This is a genomic window from Sporofaciens sp. St.21A7 (assembly GCF_059728535.1).
The window spans coordinates 3609831-3625742 of sequence record NZ_BAAGFN010000001.1 but is presented as its reverse complement, the minus strand read 5'-3'; the positions used below and the strand labels follow the sequence as shown (position 1 = coordinate 3625742).

Below are 15912 nucleotides of genomic sequence, written 5' to 3'. Positions count from 1 at the left end.
AAAGGAGTTTTTTTGGTATGAATTTCATGGAGGAGTTGAAGCAGTTAGGAGTTGACGTGCAAGAAGGGGTTGAGCGCGTCGTAGGGGATGAGTCTTTATATCAGATGATGCTTGGCATGTTTGTGGATGTCGTCAGTTCAAATCCAATCCGAATAGAGGATTTTGAAGGGGAAGTTCATGAAGAATTAACCGGACGGGTACATACACTGAAGGGAGCTGCAGGGAATCTCTCAATCCTTCCTCTGTTCACACGATATACGGAGATACTGGCGTTGCTGCGCGGCGGCAAGGCTTTTGAGGCAAAATCTGCTTTTTTAGAGACAGAGCCGATCCAGAGAAATATCGTTGACTGTATCCGTCGGTATCAGAATGCCTGATCACATATTCAGACATAATAACAAAGAAGGAAGTTGTTAGAAATGAAACAGTATGATGATACGGGAAGGAATACAATTTTAATCGTTGATGATGACGCGATCAATCGTGCAATCTTGCGGAAGATATTTTCAGGCTCTTATTCTGTGGAGGAAGCTGTGAACGGGCGTCAGGGGCTTGGGAAGATTCTGAATTTCAAGAATCATTATTGTGCGGTGCTTTTGGATGTGATGATGCCGGAGATGAACGGAATTGAGGTTGTACGGAAGATGGAGTCAATGGGGCTGTTGAAGCAGATTCCTGTGTTCCTCATCACAGCCGAGGCGAATGATAAGGTGGTCAAAGAAGCGTATCAGCTTGGAGTAATGGATGTGATAAAGAAGCCCTATGTCTCTTTTGTTGTGATGCGGCGGGTGGAGTCTGTCATTGAACTGTTTGAGACGAGGCGGCATCTGAACCTTGTGGTGGAGAAGCAGCAGGTGAAGCTTTTGGAACAGGCGAAGCAGATTATTGAGCTGAATCAAGGTATGATTGAGGCGTTGGCAACTGCGATTGAGTTCCGGAATGAGGAATCTGGCGGACACGTACAGAGGATATCGGAAATTACGCGGCTGATGCTTGAGAATACGTCAATCGGCAAGGGACTGGCGCAGGATGAGATTGATGATATTGCCTTAGCTTCCATTATGCACGATGTTGGGAAGATTACGATTCCGGATTCTATTCTGACGAAGCCGGGGCGGCTGACGCCGGACGAATATGAGGTGATGAAGACACATACGACGAAGGGCGTTGTGATTCTGGAGAGTATTCCTCAGCTTCATGACAGCAGGATATTTGATTATGCCTGTGATATCGCCTTGCATCATCATGAGCGCTGGGATGGCAGAGGGTATCCGGAAGGCCTGGAAGGGAGCAGTATCTCTCCGTGGGCGCAGGTGGTGTCTTTGGCGGACGTGTACGACGCCCTGAGCTGTAAACGGGTCTATAAGGCATCTTATTCCCGGGATATGGTGATTGAGATGATTGGGACGGGACAGTGCGGAAGTTTTAATCCCCGGCTGCTGGACAGTTTTTTCTCAATCGAAGATCAGTTAAGCCAGATGTACCAGAGTATTCCGGAGGCACAGAATTTTTGACAAAGTTCTTGAAACCGGCGGGATAATGAGTTATACTTTGATGGACGAAGTCCACCCGCCCCGCAAGGGGCATGAATTACGGTGTGCCCTTTGGGTATACTTTGATGGACGAAGTCCACCCGCCCCGCAAGGGGCATGAATTACGGTGTGCCCTTGGGTATACTGAAATATATAAAAAGAGAATAAGTCTTCAGGGCAGGGTGCAATTCCCTACCGGCGGTAAAGCCCGCGAGCCGTAAGGGTTCCTTACGGTTGATCCGATGAGATTCCGGAGCCGACAGTATAGTCTGGATGGAAGAAGATGATTGTATAGTCGTAAGAATATACTGGATGTAATGCTCTGGAATGGTAGTCCCGTTTCAGAGCTTTTTACATTCCATATGAAAAACATTGCCCTTGTAGATGATTCTGCAGGGTTTTTTTAATGGAATTATCGGAGAATTCTGCAGGAATGGTTTCACAACTTGTTCGGTATGCTGAGGGTTATGGTCAGGGAGGAGACGAAAACATATGAGGGATCAGGATTATATGATGCGGGCAATCGAGCTTGCAAAGCAGGGGACGGGATGGACGAACCCCAACCCTCTGGTGGGAGCTGTGATTGTGAAGGAAGGCCATATCATCGGAGAAGGATATCACAGACGGTACGGGGAGCTCCACGCAGAGAGGAATGCCATCGCCGCCCTAAAAGAGCCGGCAGAAGGGGCGACGATGTATGTGACGCTGGAGCCTTGCTGCCACTATGGAAAAACTCCCCCTTGCACGGGGGCGATTCTTGAAAATGGAATCCGCAGGGTTGTGATTGGCTCTGCAGACCCCAACCCCAAAGTGGCGGGGAAGGGGGCAAAGATGCTCCGGGAGGCTGGTGTGCTAGTGGAAGAAGGATTCATGCGGGAGGAATGCGACCGCCTAAATCCTATCTTTTTTCACTATATCACCACCCGGACTCCATACGTGGTCATGAAGTATGCCATGACCGCGGACGGGAAGATTGCAACGAAGACAGGGGCGTCCAAATGGATTACCGGGGAACCGGCGCGTTTGGAGGTGCAGAGGCTTAGGCACAGATGCATGGGAATCATGGCAGGGATTGGAACGGTACTTGCCGACGACCCGATGCTGAATGTCCGTATTCCTGAAGGAAGAAGTCCTGTCCGGATTATCTGTGACAGCCGTCTGCGGATTCCTGCGGACAGCCGGATTTGCCAGACGGCAAAGGAATATCCGACGATTGTAGCCTATTCGCCGGACGGGGAAGGGGGCGCGGCAGAGGCAAATGAGCGGCAGAGGGAAAAAATTTGTCTGTTGGAGCAGCTTGGCGTACAGATCCTCCCGGTTCTGGACGGCACCGGACAGGTAGACTTGAAGGTACTCATGAAACTCCTCGGCGGGCGGGGAATTGACAGTATTTTGTTAGAGGGAGGAGGCATCTTAAACGACAGTGCTTTACGGGCGGGAATCGTCCATGAGATGCAGGTGTTCCTTGCACCTAAGGTCTTCGGGGGAGGGAACGCCAGAACTCCGGTGGCGGGAATTGGCGTAGAACTTCCCGGGGAGGCGGTTTCACTGGAATTGCAAGAGGTGTCCCAGATAGGCAAAGATTTACGGATAGAATATAGAGTAAGGCAGGTGGAAGGATGTATACAGGAATCATAGAAGAAATGGGGAAACTCAGGCAGATGAAGCTGGCGGGAAGTTCCGGACAGATTCAGATTGAGGCCCGGAAGGTGTTGGAGGGAACTAAAATCGGGGACAGCATTGGGGTTAACGGCGTGTGCCTGACGGTGACTTCAATGAACGCTGATGGATTTACCGCGGATGTAATGGCAGAGACTTGCAGGAGGAGCAATCTGGGGAGGCTGAAAGCCGGTGATTTGGTGAATCTGGAACGGGCAATGGCGGCCGGAGAGCGGTTCGGAGGGCATATCATGAGCGGGCATATTGACGGGACAGGTGTAATCGAGAGCCTGCGCAGGGAAGAAAATGCCGTGTGGGTGACGATACGGGCAGAACGGCCGGTATTGCGCCTGATTGTGGAAAAGGGGTCTGTTGGGATTGACGGGATCAGCCTGACGGTAGCGAACGTCAGTGAGACGGGCTTTCAGGTATCGGTCATTCCCCATACAGGCGAAGAGACGACGCTTCTAAAAAAGAAGCCAGGGGATTTGGTGAATCTGGAAAATGATATTGTGGGCAAATATGTGGAGAAGTTATTGGGTCTTGGAAAAGAGGAGAAAGAGGAAGGTTCTGGCGGGATTACCATGGATTTCCTGAGAGAGTACGGAATATAAGATTAGGAGGGATAGTATGGGACAGCAGTACCAATACAACACGATTGAAGAGGCAGTGGAAGACTTACGGGCCGGAAAGATTATTCTGGTGACGGACGACCCTGACCGTGAAAATGAAGGCGACATGATCTGCGGGGCGCAGTTCGCGACCCAGGAAAACATTAATTTCATGGCGACCCATGCGAAGGGGCTGATCTGTACCCCCATGAGCGCAGAAGCGGCGTCGCGGCTGGGCCTGCCCCCCATGGTATCGGAGAACACGGATAACCATGGTACGGCGTTTACCGTGTCCATCGACCATAAGGACACGACCACGGGAATTTCAGCGGCGGAGCGTTCGTATACCATGATGAAATGTGTGGACGACGCCACACGCCCGGAAGATTTGAGGAAGCCTGGGCATGTATTTCCATTGATTGCAAGGGCGGGCGGAGTCCTGGTGCGTAATGGGCATACGGAGGCGACGGTTGACCTGATGCGCCTTGCGGGGCTTAGGGAGTGCGGCGTCTGCTGCGAGATCATGGAGGACGACGGGACGATGATGCGTACCCCCAACCTGTGGAAGCTTGCCAAAGCCCATCATCTGAAATTTATTACAATCAAGGATTTGCAGGATTATTGCAGGATTCACGAAAAGCATGTGGTGAGGGAAGCGTGTGCGGAAATGCCGACACAGTATGGGCATTTCCAGATTCATGGCTTTGTCAATGATATTACCGGCGAGCATCATGTGGCGTTAGTGAAAGGCGAAATCGGGGACGGGGAAAATGTCCTCTGCCGCGTCCACTCGGAATGCCTGACCGGAGACGTCTTCGGTTCTCTGCGCTGTGACTGCGGAAAACAGCTCAAGGAGGCGATGCGCCAGATTGAAGAGGAAGGCAGGGGAATTATCCTCTATATGCGTCAGGAAGGGCGTGGAATCGGGCTGATTAACAAGCTGAAAGCCTACCGGCTCCAGGAGCAGGGGATGGATACGGTGGAGGCGAATATTAGCCTTGGGTTCGCTCCGGATTTGCGGGAATATTGGGTAGGCGCGCAGATTTTATCGGAACTTGGGGTGAAATCTCTGCGTCTTTTGACCAACAATCCAGACAAGGTCTATGGATTGAGTGATTTCGGCCTGGAAATCAAGGAACGTGTGCCGATTGAAATCGCGCCTCAGAAGTATGATATGAACTATATGAAGACAAAACAGGAGAAGATGGGACATATATTCCACAAGATTACATTTTAGGGGGATATAAGAATTCTGGCAATATCAGGTTTTTACAGATTAGATATCAATGATGAAGGAGGAAACGAGCATGAAACAGATTCAGGTATTGGAAGGAAAGGTAGTTGCGCCGGAGGGAATGAAGGTTGGAATCGTGGCGTCCAGATTTAACGAGATTATCGTGAATAAGCTGTTAGGCGGCGCGGTGGACGGACTGGTGCGCCATGGGGTGGAGGAAGAGAATATTACGGCTGCGTGGGTGCCGGGGGCGTTCGAGATTTCGCTGACGGCGTCTAAGATGGCGAAGTCAGGGAAGTACGATGCGGTAATCTGCGTAGGGGCGGTGATTCGCGGGGATACGTCCCATTATGATTATGTCTGCAATGAAGTGTCAAAAGGTGTGGCGCAGGTTGGGCTTTCTTCCGGCGTCCCGGTATTGTTCGGCGTGGTGACGACGGAGAATATCGAGCAGGCGATTGCCCGGGCGGGAAGCAAGGCGGGCAACAAGGGGTACGACTGTGCGCTGTCTGCCATTGAGATGGTAAATCTGTTGAAGCAGATGTAGAATCTGTGAAATTTTGTTGCAGTTTTTATCGGAAAACACTATAATATATCCAGTTACTTTTTGTAAGATGCTAAGATGGAGAATGCTAAGATAGAAAATGCAGACGAGGGAGGACACAAGGAGATTGGGTATATACGATACGTTAAATGAACAACAGAAAGAGGCGGTGCTTCATACGGAAGGACCGCTTTTGGTGCTTGCAGGGGCAGGTTCGGGAAAGACGAGGGTACTGACCCACAGGGTTGCTTATTTGATTGAGGAGGCAGGGATTAACCCGTGGAATATCCTGGCGATTACATTTACCAATAAAGCGGCTGGGGAGATGCGGGAACGTGTGGACAAACTGGTAGAGTTCGGCGCGGAGAGCGTGTGGGTCAGCACCTTTCATTCTATGTGCGTCCGAATCCTGCGCAGGCACATTGGGCTGCTTGGTTATGATACGAACTTTACCATCTATGACAGTGACGACCAGAAGACCATGATGCGGGATGTCTGTAAGCTGTTGAAGGTAGATACTAAGGTCTATAAGGAGCGCGCCTTGATGGCGGCGGTGTCCCATGCGAAGGAAGAATTGGTGACGCCTCAGGAGTTTCGCCGCCGTGCGGAGGGGGATTTCGGCAGGCAGAAGATTGCAGAAGTGTATGAAGAATATGAGAAGCAGCTTCGCGCCAACAATGCGCTGGATTTTGATGACCTGTTGGTGAAGACCGTACAGTTATTCCAGACACAGGCGGAGGTTCTGGAATACTATCAGGAGCGTTTCCGGTATATCATGGTGGACGAGTATCAGGACACCAATACGGTGCAGTTTGAGCTGGTGCGCCTTCTGGCGTCGAAGTACCGGAATCTCTGTGTGGTAGGGGATGATGACCAGTCCATTTATAAGTTCCGGGGGGCGAATATCAAGAATATCCTGGATTTTGAACAGGTTTTCGAGGATGCAAGGACGATTAAGCTGGAGCAGAATTACCGTTCTACGGGGCATATTTTAAATGCGGCAAATGCGGTAATCAGCCACAATGTGGGCAGGAAGGATAAGACGCTGTGGACTGCCAACGGGGAGGGGGATCGTCTGATGCTCCGTCAATTTGACACGGCGTATGACGAGGCAGAGTTTATTGTGGATGATATCCGGAATAATGTAAGCAGGGGGGATTGTTCTTACCAGAACCATGCAATCCTGTACCGCACCAACGCACAGTCACGTATGTTTGAAGAAAAGTTTGTGGCTGAGAATATTCCCTATAAGATTGTGGGGGGAATCAATTTCTATGCCAGGCGGGAAATCAAGGATTTGCTTTGTTATCTGAAAACCGTAGATAACGGGCAGGACGACCTTGCCGTGCGCCGGATTGTCAATGTGCCTAAGCGTGGGATTGGGCTTACGAGTATCAACCGTGTCCAGGAATATGCGTCCATGCGTGGGATTGGCTTTTATGAGGCGCTTCGTGCCGTGGATTTGATTCCGGGCATCGGCAGAGGCGCGTCTAAGCTTGAGTCCTTCGTGGCGTTGATTGAGCATTTTAAGACGGACGCAAAGGATATGACGGTGTCGAAGCTGATGGAGGAGATTATCGAGGAGACTGGATATATCGAGAGCCTGAAGGCGGAAGGCGAGGAAGAGGCTGAGGCGAGGATTGAGAATATCGACGAATTAATCAGTAAGATCGTCGCCTATGAGGAGACTTGCGAGGAGATGCACGAGCCGGTGACGTTAAGCGGATTTCTGGCGGAGGTGGCGTTGGTGGCAGATATAGACAGCATGGACGTAAGCAAGGACTATGTTGTTTTGATGACGTTACATAGCGCAAAGGGGTTGGAATTTCCCCATGTGTATCTGGCTGGAATGGAGGATGGGATTTTCCCCAGTTATATGACGATCACCTCCGAAGATCCGGGAGATTTGGAGGAGGAGCGGCGGCTCTGTTACGTGGGCATTACGAGGGCAGAGAAGAATCTGACGCTGACCTGTGCGAGACGCCGGATGATCCGCGGGGAGACTCAGTATAACCGGATGTCGCGTTTCCTGAACGAGATTCCGCCCGGATTGGTATCCACAGGAGCGAAGATTGAGAAGAAGGCGGAAGAACTGCCGGTAAAGACTGCGCATCAACAGGCGAAACAGGCTTTCCAGACGAAGCTGTACGCGGCGAAGAAACCTGCAAGGCAGTTCGGCACGCCTTCCGGCGGGAAACTTGCGTATGAGGTGGGCGACCGGGTGCGTCACGGGAAATTCGGGGAAGGAACTGTGAAGGCAATTGTGGAAGGCGGCAGGGATTATGAAGTGACGGTGGATTTCGGAGAGCGGGGCACCAAGAAAATGTTTGCGGCTTTTGCGAAACTTCAGAAAATATAGTGTAACTTTTTTTAAAGATTTCCAGAAATGTGTAGTAATCTTAAAAATATAGTGTTATAATATTTATAATATTTGAATTGCTGGGAAAAGCATATGGAAAGGATGTGGGATTATGAATAAAGTCGAAGAGCTGATTGCGGCAACAAGGCTGAGCGAGCTGATGAACAAGAAGGAAGAAGAAGACAAAAACTGCAAGACGCTTCTGTGGGTTCTTGCAATCATGGGAGCAGTTGCAGGGATTGCAGCAATCGCTTATGCGGTATATTGTTTTTTTACACCCGATTATCTCGAAGACTTCGAGGAAGATTTCGAGGATGATTTTGATGATGATTTCTTCAATGAAGATGATCAGGTATAAGAGAATATGTCGTAGGATGTACGATAGAGGAAGCAGGTTGGAGGCCTATCAGGTGAAAAAAAGGCATCTTGCCTGCTTTTTTCGTGAAGGCAGGGAAATTGGTACGGAAAGGCTGCCGGATGCAGTGTGTTGGGGACATTGCTTTGGAAGGGCAGACATTACGGTGTACCCTTGGGTATATAAAAAGGGATAGAAGGAGAATAAAATGGATGAACAATGTTATGCGTTACTGATTGATGCGGATAATGTGTCGGCGAAATATATTAAACCGATTCTTACGGAGCTGTCGAAGTATGGGGTAATCACTTATAAGAGGATTTACGGGGACTGGACGAACACGCAGCACTCAAGCTGGAAGGACGAGCTGTTGAGCAATTCGATTATGCCGATTCAGCAGTTCAGCTATACTCAGGGAAAGAACGCCACAGATTCGGCGATGATTATCGATGCTATGGATATTTTATATACGAATGATGTGGACGGGTTCTGTATCGTATCCAGCGACAGTGATTTTACCCGTCTTGTGACACGGATTCGGGAGAGTGCGAAGATGGTAATCGGCATGGGGGAGAACAAAACGCCGGAGCCCTTCCGCAAGGCTTGCGATAAATTTACCATATTGGAGAACCTGCTGTCAGAGCAGGAGCCAGGAAGTACGAAGGCAGAGGAGACCCATGACAGCCTGAGCAAGGAGAAGATTGAGGATGCTATTATCAAGATGATTATTGAGAATCAGGATGATAATAAAGTGACTGGGCTTGGAGAGGTGGGAAGCCGCCTGGTAAGCTTGTATCCGGATTTTGACGTGCGAAGCTATGGGTATAATATGCTGTCTAAGTTTTTGGAGGAATTTTCACGGATTCAGTTGATTAAGCATGGGAATCTGGTTTCGGTGGCGCTGAAGGAAGACTGGGGGATGAAGGAGGATATCGACCGGTATGTTGCATATCTGGTGAAGAAGGCGGGACGGAACGGGATTGAACTGAGTACGCTGGGGAATAAGGTGTATGAGGAATATGCGGATTTTAAGATCAGTGATTATGGGTATGCGCAGTTCAACCAGTATGTCAAGAGTATCGACCGGATTGAGGTGGAGCAGGACGGGACGATTTTGAAGGCGAAGTATAAGCGGGGGCTTTAGTATGCCGTCAGGAAGGTTTCGGGAGTCTGATTTGAGACGGATGGCGTAGTTGGGGCTATGGGAAAACGGTATGAGAGGTTCGGTGCAGCCTGTTGTGCCGTTTTCTGAGGTATATAGAGAACAAGACTACGCAAGTGTGTTCCATGCAAGTGCGGACGCTTTTATGATATAGAGTAAAGTAGGAGCCGCAACGTGGACTGTGTGGAATGGTGATAGTGTGATTAGTATTATGAAAGATGTGAATAGGAGCAGGGATTATGAAAAAGGGTCAGGTGTACGAAGGTGTGATAGACAGGGTGGAATTTCCCAACCATGGGAAGATTGCCGTGCTTGGAGAGGAAAAAGAGGTCACTGTGAAGAATGGGGTTCCGGGACAGAAGGTGCGGTTTTCGATTAACAAGGTACGTAAGGGGAAGGCGGAAGGACGCATTTTGGAGGTGATTTGCCCGTCGGAGATGGAGATTAAGTCTCCATGCCCGCATTTTGGGCAGTGCGGGGGATGTACTTATCAGAATCTTCCCTATGAGGAGCAGTTGAAAATGAAGGCGGCTCAGCTAAAAGAGATGATGGATGGAGCGGTTGACGGTGATTATGTGTGGGAGGGCGTGGCGCCGAGTCCGTTAAAGCAGGGCTACCGCAATAAGATGGAGTTTTCCTTTGGAGATGAATATAAGGACGGACCGCTGGCATTGGGGCTGCATAAGCGGGGGAGTTTCCATGATATTGTGAATGTGCCAAAATGCCAGATTGTGGATGAGGATTGCAGGCAGGCGCTTGTGTGTACGCTGGAATATGCGAAGGAGACGGGGCTGCCATATTATCACAGGATGCGGCATGAAGGATTTTTACGGCATTTGCTGGTGCGCAAGGCGGCGAAAACGGGGGAGATTCTGATTGACCTTGTGACGACCGGGGAGTTTGATTTTGAGAAGGATTTTGGCGGAAAAGAGTGGGTGAGAAGGCTGCTTGCCCTTCCGTTTACGGGAAAGGTCGCCGGTATTCTGCATACGAGGAATGACAGTGTGGCGGATGTGGTCCGGGACGAGGGGACGGAGGTTCTCTATGGACAGGATTATTTTTATGAGGAGTTGTTGGGGCTTAGGTTTAAGATTACGCCGTTTTCTTTCTTTCAGACCAATTCTCTTGGTGCGGAAGTCTTGTATGAGACGGTGAGGGAGTATATTGAGGAAACAAAGGATAAGGTGATTTTTGACCTGTACAGCGGGACGGGGACTATTGCGCAGGTACTTGCCCCGGTCGCCGGGAAGGTGACGGGGGTGGAGATTGTCCCGGAAGCTGTCCGGGCGGCGGTGGAGAACGCCGAAGGGAATGGGCTTTCTAATTGTTCGTTTTGGGCTGGGGATGTGCTGAAGGTGATTGATGAATTGGGGGAGACGCCGGATTTGATCGTGCTGGACCCGCCGAGGGATGGGGTGCATCCTAAGGCGCTTAGGAAGATTACGGATTTCGGGGTGGAGAGGATGGTGTATATTGCCTGTAAGCCGACCAGTTTGGTGCGGGATTTGGAGATGCTGCAGGGGAGAGGGTATCGGGTGGAGAGGATTAGGGGGGTTGACCTTTTTCCGGGGACTTATCACGTGGAGACGGTATGTTTATTGTCCAAACTTCATTCAGACCAACATATCGAGGTGGAGCTTCAGATGGACGAGCTTGATTTAACGGCTGCGGAGAGTAAAGCCACCTATGAGGAAATTAAGGATTATGTGTTGGAGCATAGTGGATTGAAAGTCAGCAGTTTATATATCGCACAGGTAAAAGAGAAATGTGGAATTATTGAGAGGGTAAATTATAATCTGCCAAAATCGGAAAATTCCAGACAGCCGAAATGCCCGCCAGAGAAAGAAGCAGCTATAAGGGAGGCGTTGGGATATTTTCGGATGATTTGATGGTAGGTGGATGTTGTAGATATACGGGAAGGGGAGAGAAAATGATAAAGATAATATCACCTTTTAGTGCTATTCCATCTTGGGAAGGGTTTGAGTATCAAAGGCATATAGCTTTGTTTATTGTGTTGAAACATATATGGCATGAAATTGAATTGGGAAATAGGGAAGAAATAAATTTATATAAATTAGGAATTGAGGGTGAAGAAGATTTTTCAATTATTAAGGGTGGTAATTATGTTAGTTTGCATCAGGTAAAGGCTGGAAAGATAGATTTATGTGATAGTGATAAAGCATGTTTTATATTATCTGCATTGCAGTATGAAACTGAAGATGCATATTTTCATATTATTCCGCAAGCCTCTATTTCATTTGATTTTGTTGATACAACTGTAAAACATATTGAAAAGCTTATAACCGAATTAAATAAAGAGGTTAAAACAAAGAAAGAATTTAGTGATGAGATAAAGAAATTGGAAACTTCATGTGGGAAAGAAATAAAAAAGAGCGATGTATTATATAAACAAACAGAAGGAAAATATATAGTAACCAGTAATATTACTGCCAATGCACCTAAAGGCTCAATACATAAAATATTAGATTTTGTCTGTGCTGGTAATAAAGAAAAGCAAAATGTTATCAAAGTGATTCAGAAAGTGGTATCAGAGTTATCTTTGTGTAGAGATAAATTGCAGGGAAAATGCGATTCAGATATATGGAAGATATATGATAAGCGATTTACAACATCTGCAGAGGTTATAGAAAATTCATGTAAGATTATTGAAAAAATATTAAAGAAGATTAATCCAGAGGGGAGCATATATTATGATGAGATATACTATCAATTTGTTTATGATGAGTTGGTTCTTTTCACAAAAAAGATAATTAGGGAGCACAATACACAAAGTAAAAAGAATTCCTGTAAAATATCATTTTTAAAACTATTTGATTTAATAGTAAAGAATTATAAAGCTGAAAGCAATACTACAGAATATATGTATTATGAGCTACTTCAGTTGATAAAGGATACATTTAAAAAATATCCAAATAGCACTCGAACAGATTGTATTTTTAGTGAATGTGGAATTTGTAAAACTACTAATGAGTGTAATTTATATCGTCAGATGATGGAGATTGATAATAAAAGTTACAGAGACAAAAAGGATTTTTTATACAAGTTACTCTTAAGAACACCAAAAAATAATTTACCAAGAGGTAGTGTGATTAATAATTTATTTTTAACACTTTTGAAGAGGATAGAATGCTTAAGATATTGTGATTCGAATGTTATTTTAGCAAAAAGGGATGAGGAAATTTATCGATTGACTTTAGATGAAAATGAATATATTGAAGATTTTGAAGACCAATTGAAGAAAGAATTACATGAAAATCATAAAGACAAATTTCTTATTTATGAAAGTGATGTCCTAATTACTGACAGATTAAATAAGTCAGATTATAGATACAATCAAATCAATTTTAATGTTATGGGTTCAGACGAATTAAATGAAATCGCGGATATAACGTCAGATTCGATTGAACGTCAAAAAATTAATTACAATAAATCAAAAATTATCAGAATAATAAGTAAAGATGTAGCGGAGGAGGAGTTGAACAATCATGAATGATTTAATTAATAAAATATTTAACTCATATAATTATATTAAGATTTCTGGTATTGGTAATGAAAAAATAGAATTCTATAAGCACAAATCCGCTAAAATTGCTAATTATTTTCTTGTTAACACCATAGATTGTAGGAGGTTTGAAGACGATGAAGAAAAAGTAATAAATGCATTAGAACAATTAGAAAATGAATATTCTAAAAGATTGACTTCTAATGGTGTTTCGTTGAAGCAAAGAATAATTGAATCTTTTGATGATATAAAGGAAGCTAGTCAGGTAGATAAGAATATATCAGCAATTTATTTATTACTATTTAAAGATATAGAAAAAATAAATAATTATAGAAACGTAGTGTATTCAATAGAAGAATCTCCTAATTACTTTAAGAGATATGTTTTACCTTATACACAGAAACAAACGGAACAACTGAATTTAGCTTTATCTCAATATGGCGATAGGTCATTAGTAGATGCATTATGTCAAATTGTGGATAATGAGGATAATTATTTTGAATTAGTCGAAGGAAAAGATTTAAATAGTACATATGGTTTGGTGGTTCGTATGTTTTCTAAAATTCCCTTTTTACAGTACAAATTTAAGACGGAATTAGCACCTGACCCAATAGAAATACAGATAGAGCGCAATTTGAATAAAGATTTAATCAGATACCATAGTTTTTTGGATAACAACGAATATAATATTGAAGATATACTTCTCTTAGAAAATAATTTTGTAATTAGTGAGGAGGATTTAGATAAAGAAATCCAAAAATTGATGAAAGGGGTAAAATAATGAGTTATAAAATTGAGAGCTTAAAAGTGAGAAATTTTAAGTGTTTTGATAAGAAAAAATTTTATGAGTTTTATTTTTTGCAGGATGCGAATCCTACCATTTTATCTGGACCTAATGGATTTGGGAAAACAACATTTTTTGATGCCATTGAATTGATTTTTACCAAAAGAATAACACGTTTGAATTCAGAGATTGAAGATGGCAGGACAAACTTAGGAAAGAATATTTTATTAAACACGTCGGATGAATGTGGATACTTGATATTGTCATTGATAGATTCAACGAAAAAAAAGCTAACTATTATTACTGAGATAGACAATAACCTTACGAAGTTAACCATTGATACAGCAATTAAATTTACTTATGTTGAAGGAACCATTGATACAAATAAATTTGATGATTTTTTAATGAAAAGTATAAAATGGGAGGCTGATATTTCGGCATTTGATAACATTAATTATATAAAAGAGCACTTTAATGTTTATTATTATATTTCTCAGGCAGAATCAGTTCATTTTTTAAAAAATAATATTGCTACAAGGAAAGATAGCATGACTAAACTTCTCCAAACAGAAGTTATACAAGAGAAGATTAATAAAATAGAACATAATTTAATTGGAGCTACAAAGGCAAAAAAAGGGGTCATAATTAATGATGAAATAAAAGTTGTAAAAACTGAATTAGATAAGAAGATATATGATTTGAAAAATATATTAGAGCATGGTGTGGAGGTATATAAAGAAGTAAATTATAATTCCTTACTTGTTTATCCTCAACAATGTGAAATGAAAAAATGGGATATTGAGAAGCTAGAGTTAAGAAATGTCTCGGAAAAACAAGTATCGGAATATATTGCTGAAATAAATAACATCTATAATTTATATCAGGATTTGTCTGATTATAAGAAATTCTTGAAAAATAAAGAAATCGAGAGCCTTATAAATAATGATGAAGCACTTTTAAATTATACTAAATATAGTATGTTTATCAAAAATAATATATTTGATTTTAAGCAAATTGAAGAAGAAGTTATAAGATTAAACCGATTGTTGGATGTCTTTAAATATAGTACTTTCTTTCGTAGTAAATTAGATATATCAAAATATAAAAAGGAAGATATAGTTTTATTACAAAAAGAAGGATTGGTTCCTGAAATAGTAGTGGTCGATGATTTAGATAGATATGTTAGCGAAATAAAAGTATTATATTCTCAATTGGGAGAGAAAGAAAAGAAGAAAAATGAATTGCTGCAAGCGAGAGAAAAGCTTCATTTAGTAAGAAAAAATAATGTTTTTGCAAATCATTGTCCTTATTGCAATGCTCCCTATGACAACCCTGAATTATTAGAAGCGGCATATAATGCTTTGAGTTCTCAGCTGAAAAGTTTACAAGATAATATTTCTATGGAAATAGAAACTAAATCAAAGACATTATCCGACTACGTTAAACCAATAGTTGATTCGATAGGTAGATTATTTGGGCAAAAGGATTATGAAGAAATTGAAAGTATTCGTGCAACTGCAAGTGAATATTCGAGATTTCTAAAGTCAGAAAAGAGAATAGATGAGATTATAAAAATTCATGGGTTTATAGGAGAAAATAATTCGTGGAAAGAACTTGATGAGGCAAGTAAGATTATTGAATTGAAAAGAATTATAGAGACAAATCTTTCTGCCTATGAAAATAAAAACTTTTTGGAGAATTTGAAAATTTTTAATTACGACGATGTATTTAAAGAAAATGCTTTAATATTATCTATTGAGCAACCGAATTTAAAAGATAAAATTTCTGTAGATAATAAAATTATGTTTATAAATTACCAAAATAGTCTTATGAAGAATGAAGAAATTAATCTAATGAAAAATGATGTTAAGATATTAATTACTAAGTTGAAAAAACTTGAAAAGATTAGAAAGAATTTTGATGATTTAAAGATTCAATATAATAAGGCTATAAATGAATCAATGTTAACAACTTAGTAGTGGTATGGTATCAAGAGCGAGAATACAGCATTAAATTGACAGAAATATAACAAAAAGTATATTGGGTGAGATAAAAAAGGGCAGACTTCCCCCTTGGTGCTAGAAGCAAATTTTAAAAATATTTCTCTGACGCCATGGAGCATAGAACCGCGGGACATCACCACCTTTCA

Annotated in this window: 14 protein-coding genes and 1 riboswitch; all 14 genes read left to right on the top strand. The window is 43.6% G+C overall.

All coding sequences use genetic code 11. The features are described 5' to 3' along the window. Positions 1 to 17 precede the first annotated feature (17 nt). The 14 genes from AC6I3O_RS18030 (at position 18) to AC6I3O_RS17965 (ending at position 15739) form a co-directional block, all read left to right on the top strand. On the top strand, positions 18 to 377 hold the full coding sequence (locus tag AC6I3O_RS18030; protein WP_497852037.1) for a hypothetical protein: 360 nt from the start codon (positions 18 to 20) through the stop codon (positions 375 to 377). Positions 378 to 419: 42 nt separating this feature from the next. After that, positions 420 to 1514 (top strand): response regulator, encoded by a 1095-nt coding sequence (locus AC6I3O_RS18025; RefSeq protein WP_497852036.1) that lies wholly within the window; start codon positions 420 to 422, stop codon positions 1512 to 1514. A gap of 182 nt (positions 1515 to 1696) precedes the next feature. Further along, positions 1697 to 1821, top strand: a riboswitch (FMN riboswitch). A gap of 203 nt (positions 1822 to 2024) precedes the next feature. Further along, the gene (gene ribD, locus AC6I3O_RS18020; RefSeq protein ID WP_497852035.1) at positions 2025 to 3170 is read left to right on the top strand and encodes a bifunctional diaminohydroxyphosphoribosylaminopyrimidine deaminase/5-amino-6-(5-phosphoribosylamino)uracil reductase RibD; all 1146 of its coding nucleotides are present in this window, start codon (positions 2025 to 2027) and stop codon (positions 3168 to 3170) included. Next, positions 3152 to 3805 carry a riboflavin synthase gene (ribE, locus tag AC6I3O_RS18015; protein ID WP_497852034.1) on the top strand — a complete coding sequence of 218 codons (654 nt, stop codon included), beginning with the start codon at positions 3152 to 3154 and terminating at the stop codon, positions 3803 to 3805. Before ribD ends, ribE begins: the two co-directional genes overlap by 19 nt. A gap of 16 nt (positions 3806 to 3821) precedes the next feature. Beyond that, positions 3822 to 5039, top strand: a complete 1218-nt coding sequence (locus AC6I3O_RS18010; protein ID WP_497852033.1) for a bifunctional 3,4-dihydroxy-2-butanone-4-phosphate synthase/GTP cyclohydrolase II — start codon at positions 3822 to 3824, stop codon at positions 5037 to 5039. 70 nt (positions 5040 to 5109) lie between these two features. Next, positions 5110 to 5583 carry a 6,7-dimethyl-8-ribityllumazine synthase gene (gene ribH, locus AC6I3O_RS18005; protein ID WP_497852032.1) on the top strand — a complete coding sequence of 158 codons (474 nt, stop codon included), beginning with the start codon at positions 5110 to 5112 and terminating at the stop codon, positions 5581 to 5583. A 124-nt stretch (positions 5584 to 5707) separates the two neighbouring features. Next, a complete protein-coding gene (pcrA, locus tag AC6I3O_RS18000) occupies positions 5708 to 7939 on the top strand; it encodes a DNA helicase PcrA (RefSeq protein WP_497852031.1) in 2232 nt (743 codons plus the stop codon). Between the two features lie 112 nt (positions 7940 to 8051). Next, positions 8052 to 8297, top strand: coding sequence for a DUF4366 domain-containing protein (locus tag AC6I3O_RS17995; RefSeq protein WP_497852030.1), 246 nt, complete (start codon positions 8052 to 8054; stop codon positions 8295 to 8297). Positions 8298 to 8349: 52 nt separating this feature from the next. Continuing rightward, entirely contained in the window at positions 8350 to 8490 is a 141-nt protein-coding gene (locus AC6I3O_RS17990) for a hypothetical protein (RefSeq protein WP_497852029.1), read from the top strand. A gap of 12 nt (positions 8491 to 8502) precedes the next feature. After that, complete coding sequence (locus AC6I3O_RS17985; RefSeq protein WP_497852028.1) at positions 8503 to 9438, top strand: NYN domain-containing protein; 936 nt, start codon at positions 8503 to 8505, stop codon at positions 9436 to 9438. Between the two features lie 257 nt (positions 9439 to 9695). Next, positions 9696 to 11345, top strand: a complete 1650-nt coding sequence (gene rlmD / locus AC6I3O_RS17980; RefSeq protein WP_497852027.1) for a 23S rRNA (uracil(1939)-C(5))-methyltransferase RlmD — start codon at positions 9696 to 9698, stop codon at positions 11343 to 11345. Beyond that, a complete protein-coding gene (locus AC6I3O_RS17975; RefSeq protein ID WP_497852026.1) occupies positions 11285 to 12970 on the top strand; it encodes an ABC-three component system protein in 1686 nt (561 codons plus the stop codon). The genes rlmD and AC6I3O_RS17975 overlap by 61 nt, the downstream gene beginning before the upstream one ends. Continuing rightward, on the top strand, positions 12963 to 13760 hold the full coding sequence (locus AC6I3O_RS17970) for an ABC-three component system middle component 1 (RefSeq protein ID WP_497852025.1): 798 nt from the start codon (positions 12963 to 12965) through the stop codon (positions 13758 to 13760). The genes AC6I3O_RS17975 and AC6I3O_RS17970 overlap by 8 nt, the downstream gene beginning before the upstream one ends. Further along, positions 13760 to 15739 (top strand): AAA family ATPase, encoded by a 1980-nt coding sequence (locus tag AC6I3O_RS17965; RefSeq protein ID WP_497852024.1) that lies wholly within the window; start codon positions 13760 to 13762, stop codon positions 15737 to 15739. Before AC6I3O_RS17970 ends, AC6I3O_RS17965 begins: the two co-directional genes overlap by 1 nt. Positions 15740 to 15912 lie beyond the last annotated feature (173 nt).

What these genes read in the sequence shown, in the direction of transcription:
- AC6I3O_RS17975 (WP_497852026.1), top strand. Translation starts at nt 11,285, where the DNA reads ATGCCCGCCAGAGAAAGAAGCAGCTATAAGGGAGGCGTTGGGATATTT.
- AC6I3O_RS18010 (WP_497852033.1), top strand. Translation starts at nt 3,822, where the DNA reads ATGGGACAGCAGTACCAATACAACACGATTGAAGAGGCAGTGGAAGAC.
- ribE (WP_497852034.1), top strand. Translation starts at nt 3,152, where the DNA reads ATGTATACAGGAATCATAGAAGAAATGGGGAAACTCAGGCAGATGAAG.
- AC6I3O_RS18025 (WP_497852036.1), top strand. Translation starts at nt 420, where the DNA reads ATGAAACAGTATGATGATACGGGAAGGAATACAATTTTAATCGTTGAT.
- AC6I3O_RS17985 (WP_497852028.1), top strand. Translation starts at nt 8,503, where the DNA reads ATGGATGAACAATGTTATGCGTTACTGATTGATGCGGATAATGTGTCG.
- AC6I3O_RS17970 (WP_497852025.1), top strand. Translation starts at nt 12,963, where the DNA reads ATGAATGATTTAATTAATAAAATATTTAACTCATATAATTATATTAAG.
- AC6I3O_RS18030 (WP_497852037.1), top strand. Translation starts at nt 18, where the DNA reads ATGAATTTCATGGAGGAGTTGAAGCAGTTAGGAGTTGACGTGCAAGAA.
- ribD (WP_497852035.1), top strand. Translation starts at nt 2,025, where the DNA reads ATGAGGGATCAGGATTATATGATGCGGGCAATCGAGCTTGCAAAGCAG.
- ribH (WP_497852032.1), top strand. Translation starts at nt 5,110, where the DNA reads ATGAAACAGATTCAGGTATTGGAAGGAAAGGTAGTTGCGCCGGAGGGA.
- rlmD (WP_497852027.1), top strand. Translation starts at nt 9,696, where the DNA reads ATGAAAAAGGGTCAGGTGTACGAAGGTGTGATAGACAGGGTGGAATTT.
- AC6I3O_RS17995 (WP_497852030.1), top strand. Translation starts at nt 8,052, where the DNA reads ATGAATAAAGTCGAAGAGCTGATTGCGGCAACAAGGCTGAGCGAGCTG.
- AC6I3O_RS17965 (WP_497852024.1), top strand. Translation starts at nt 13,760, where the DNA reads ATGAGTTATAAAATTGAGAGCTTAAAAGTGAGAAATTTTAAGTGTTTT.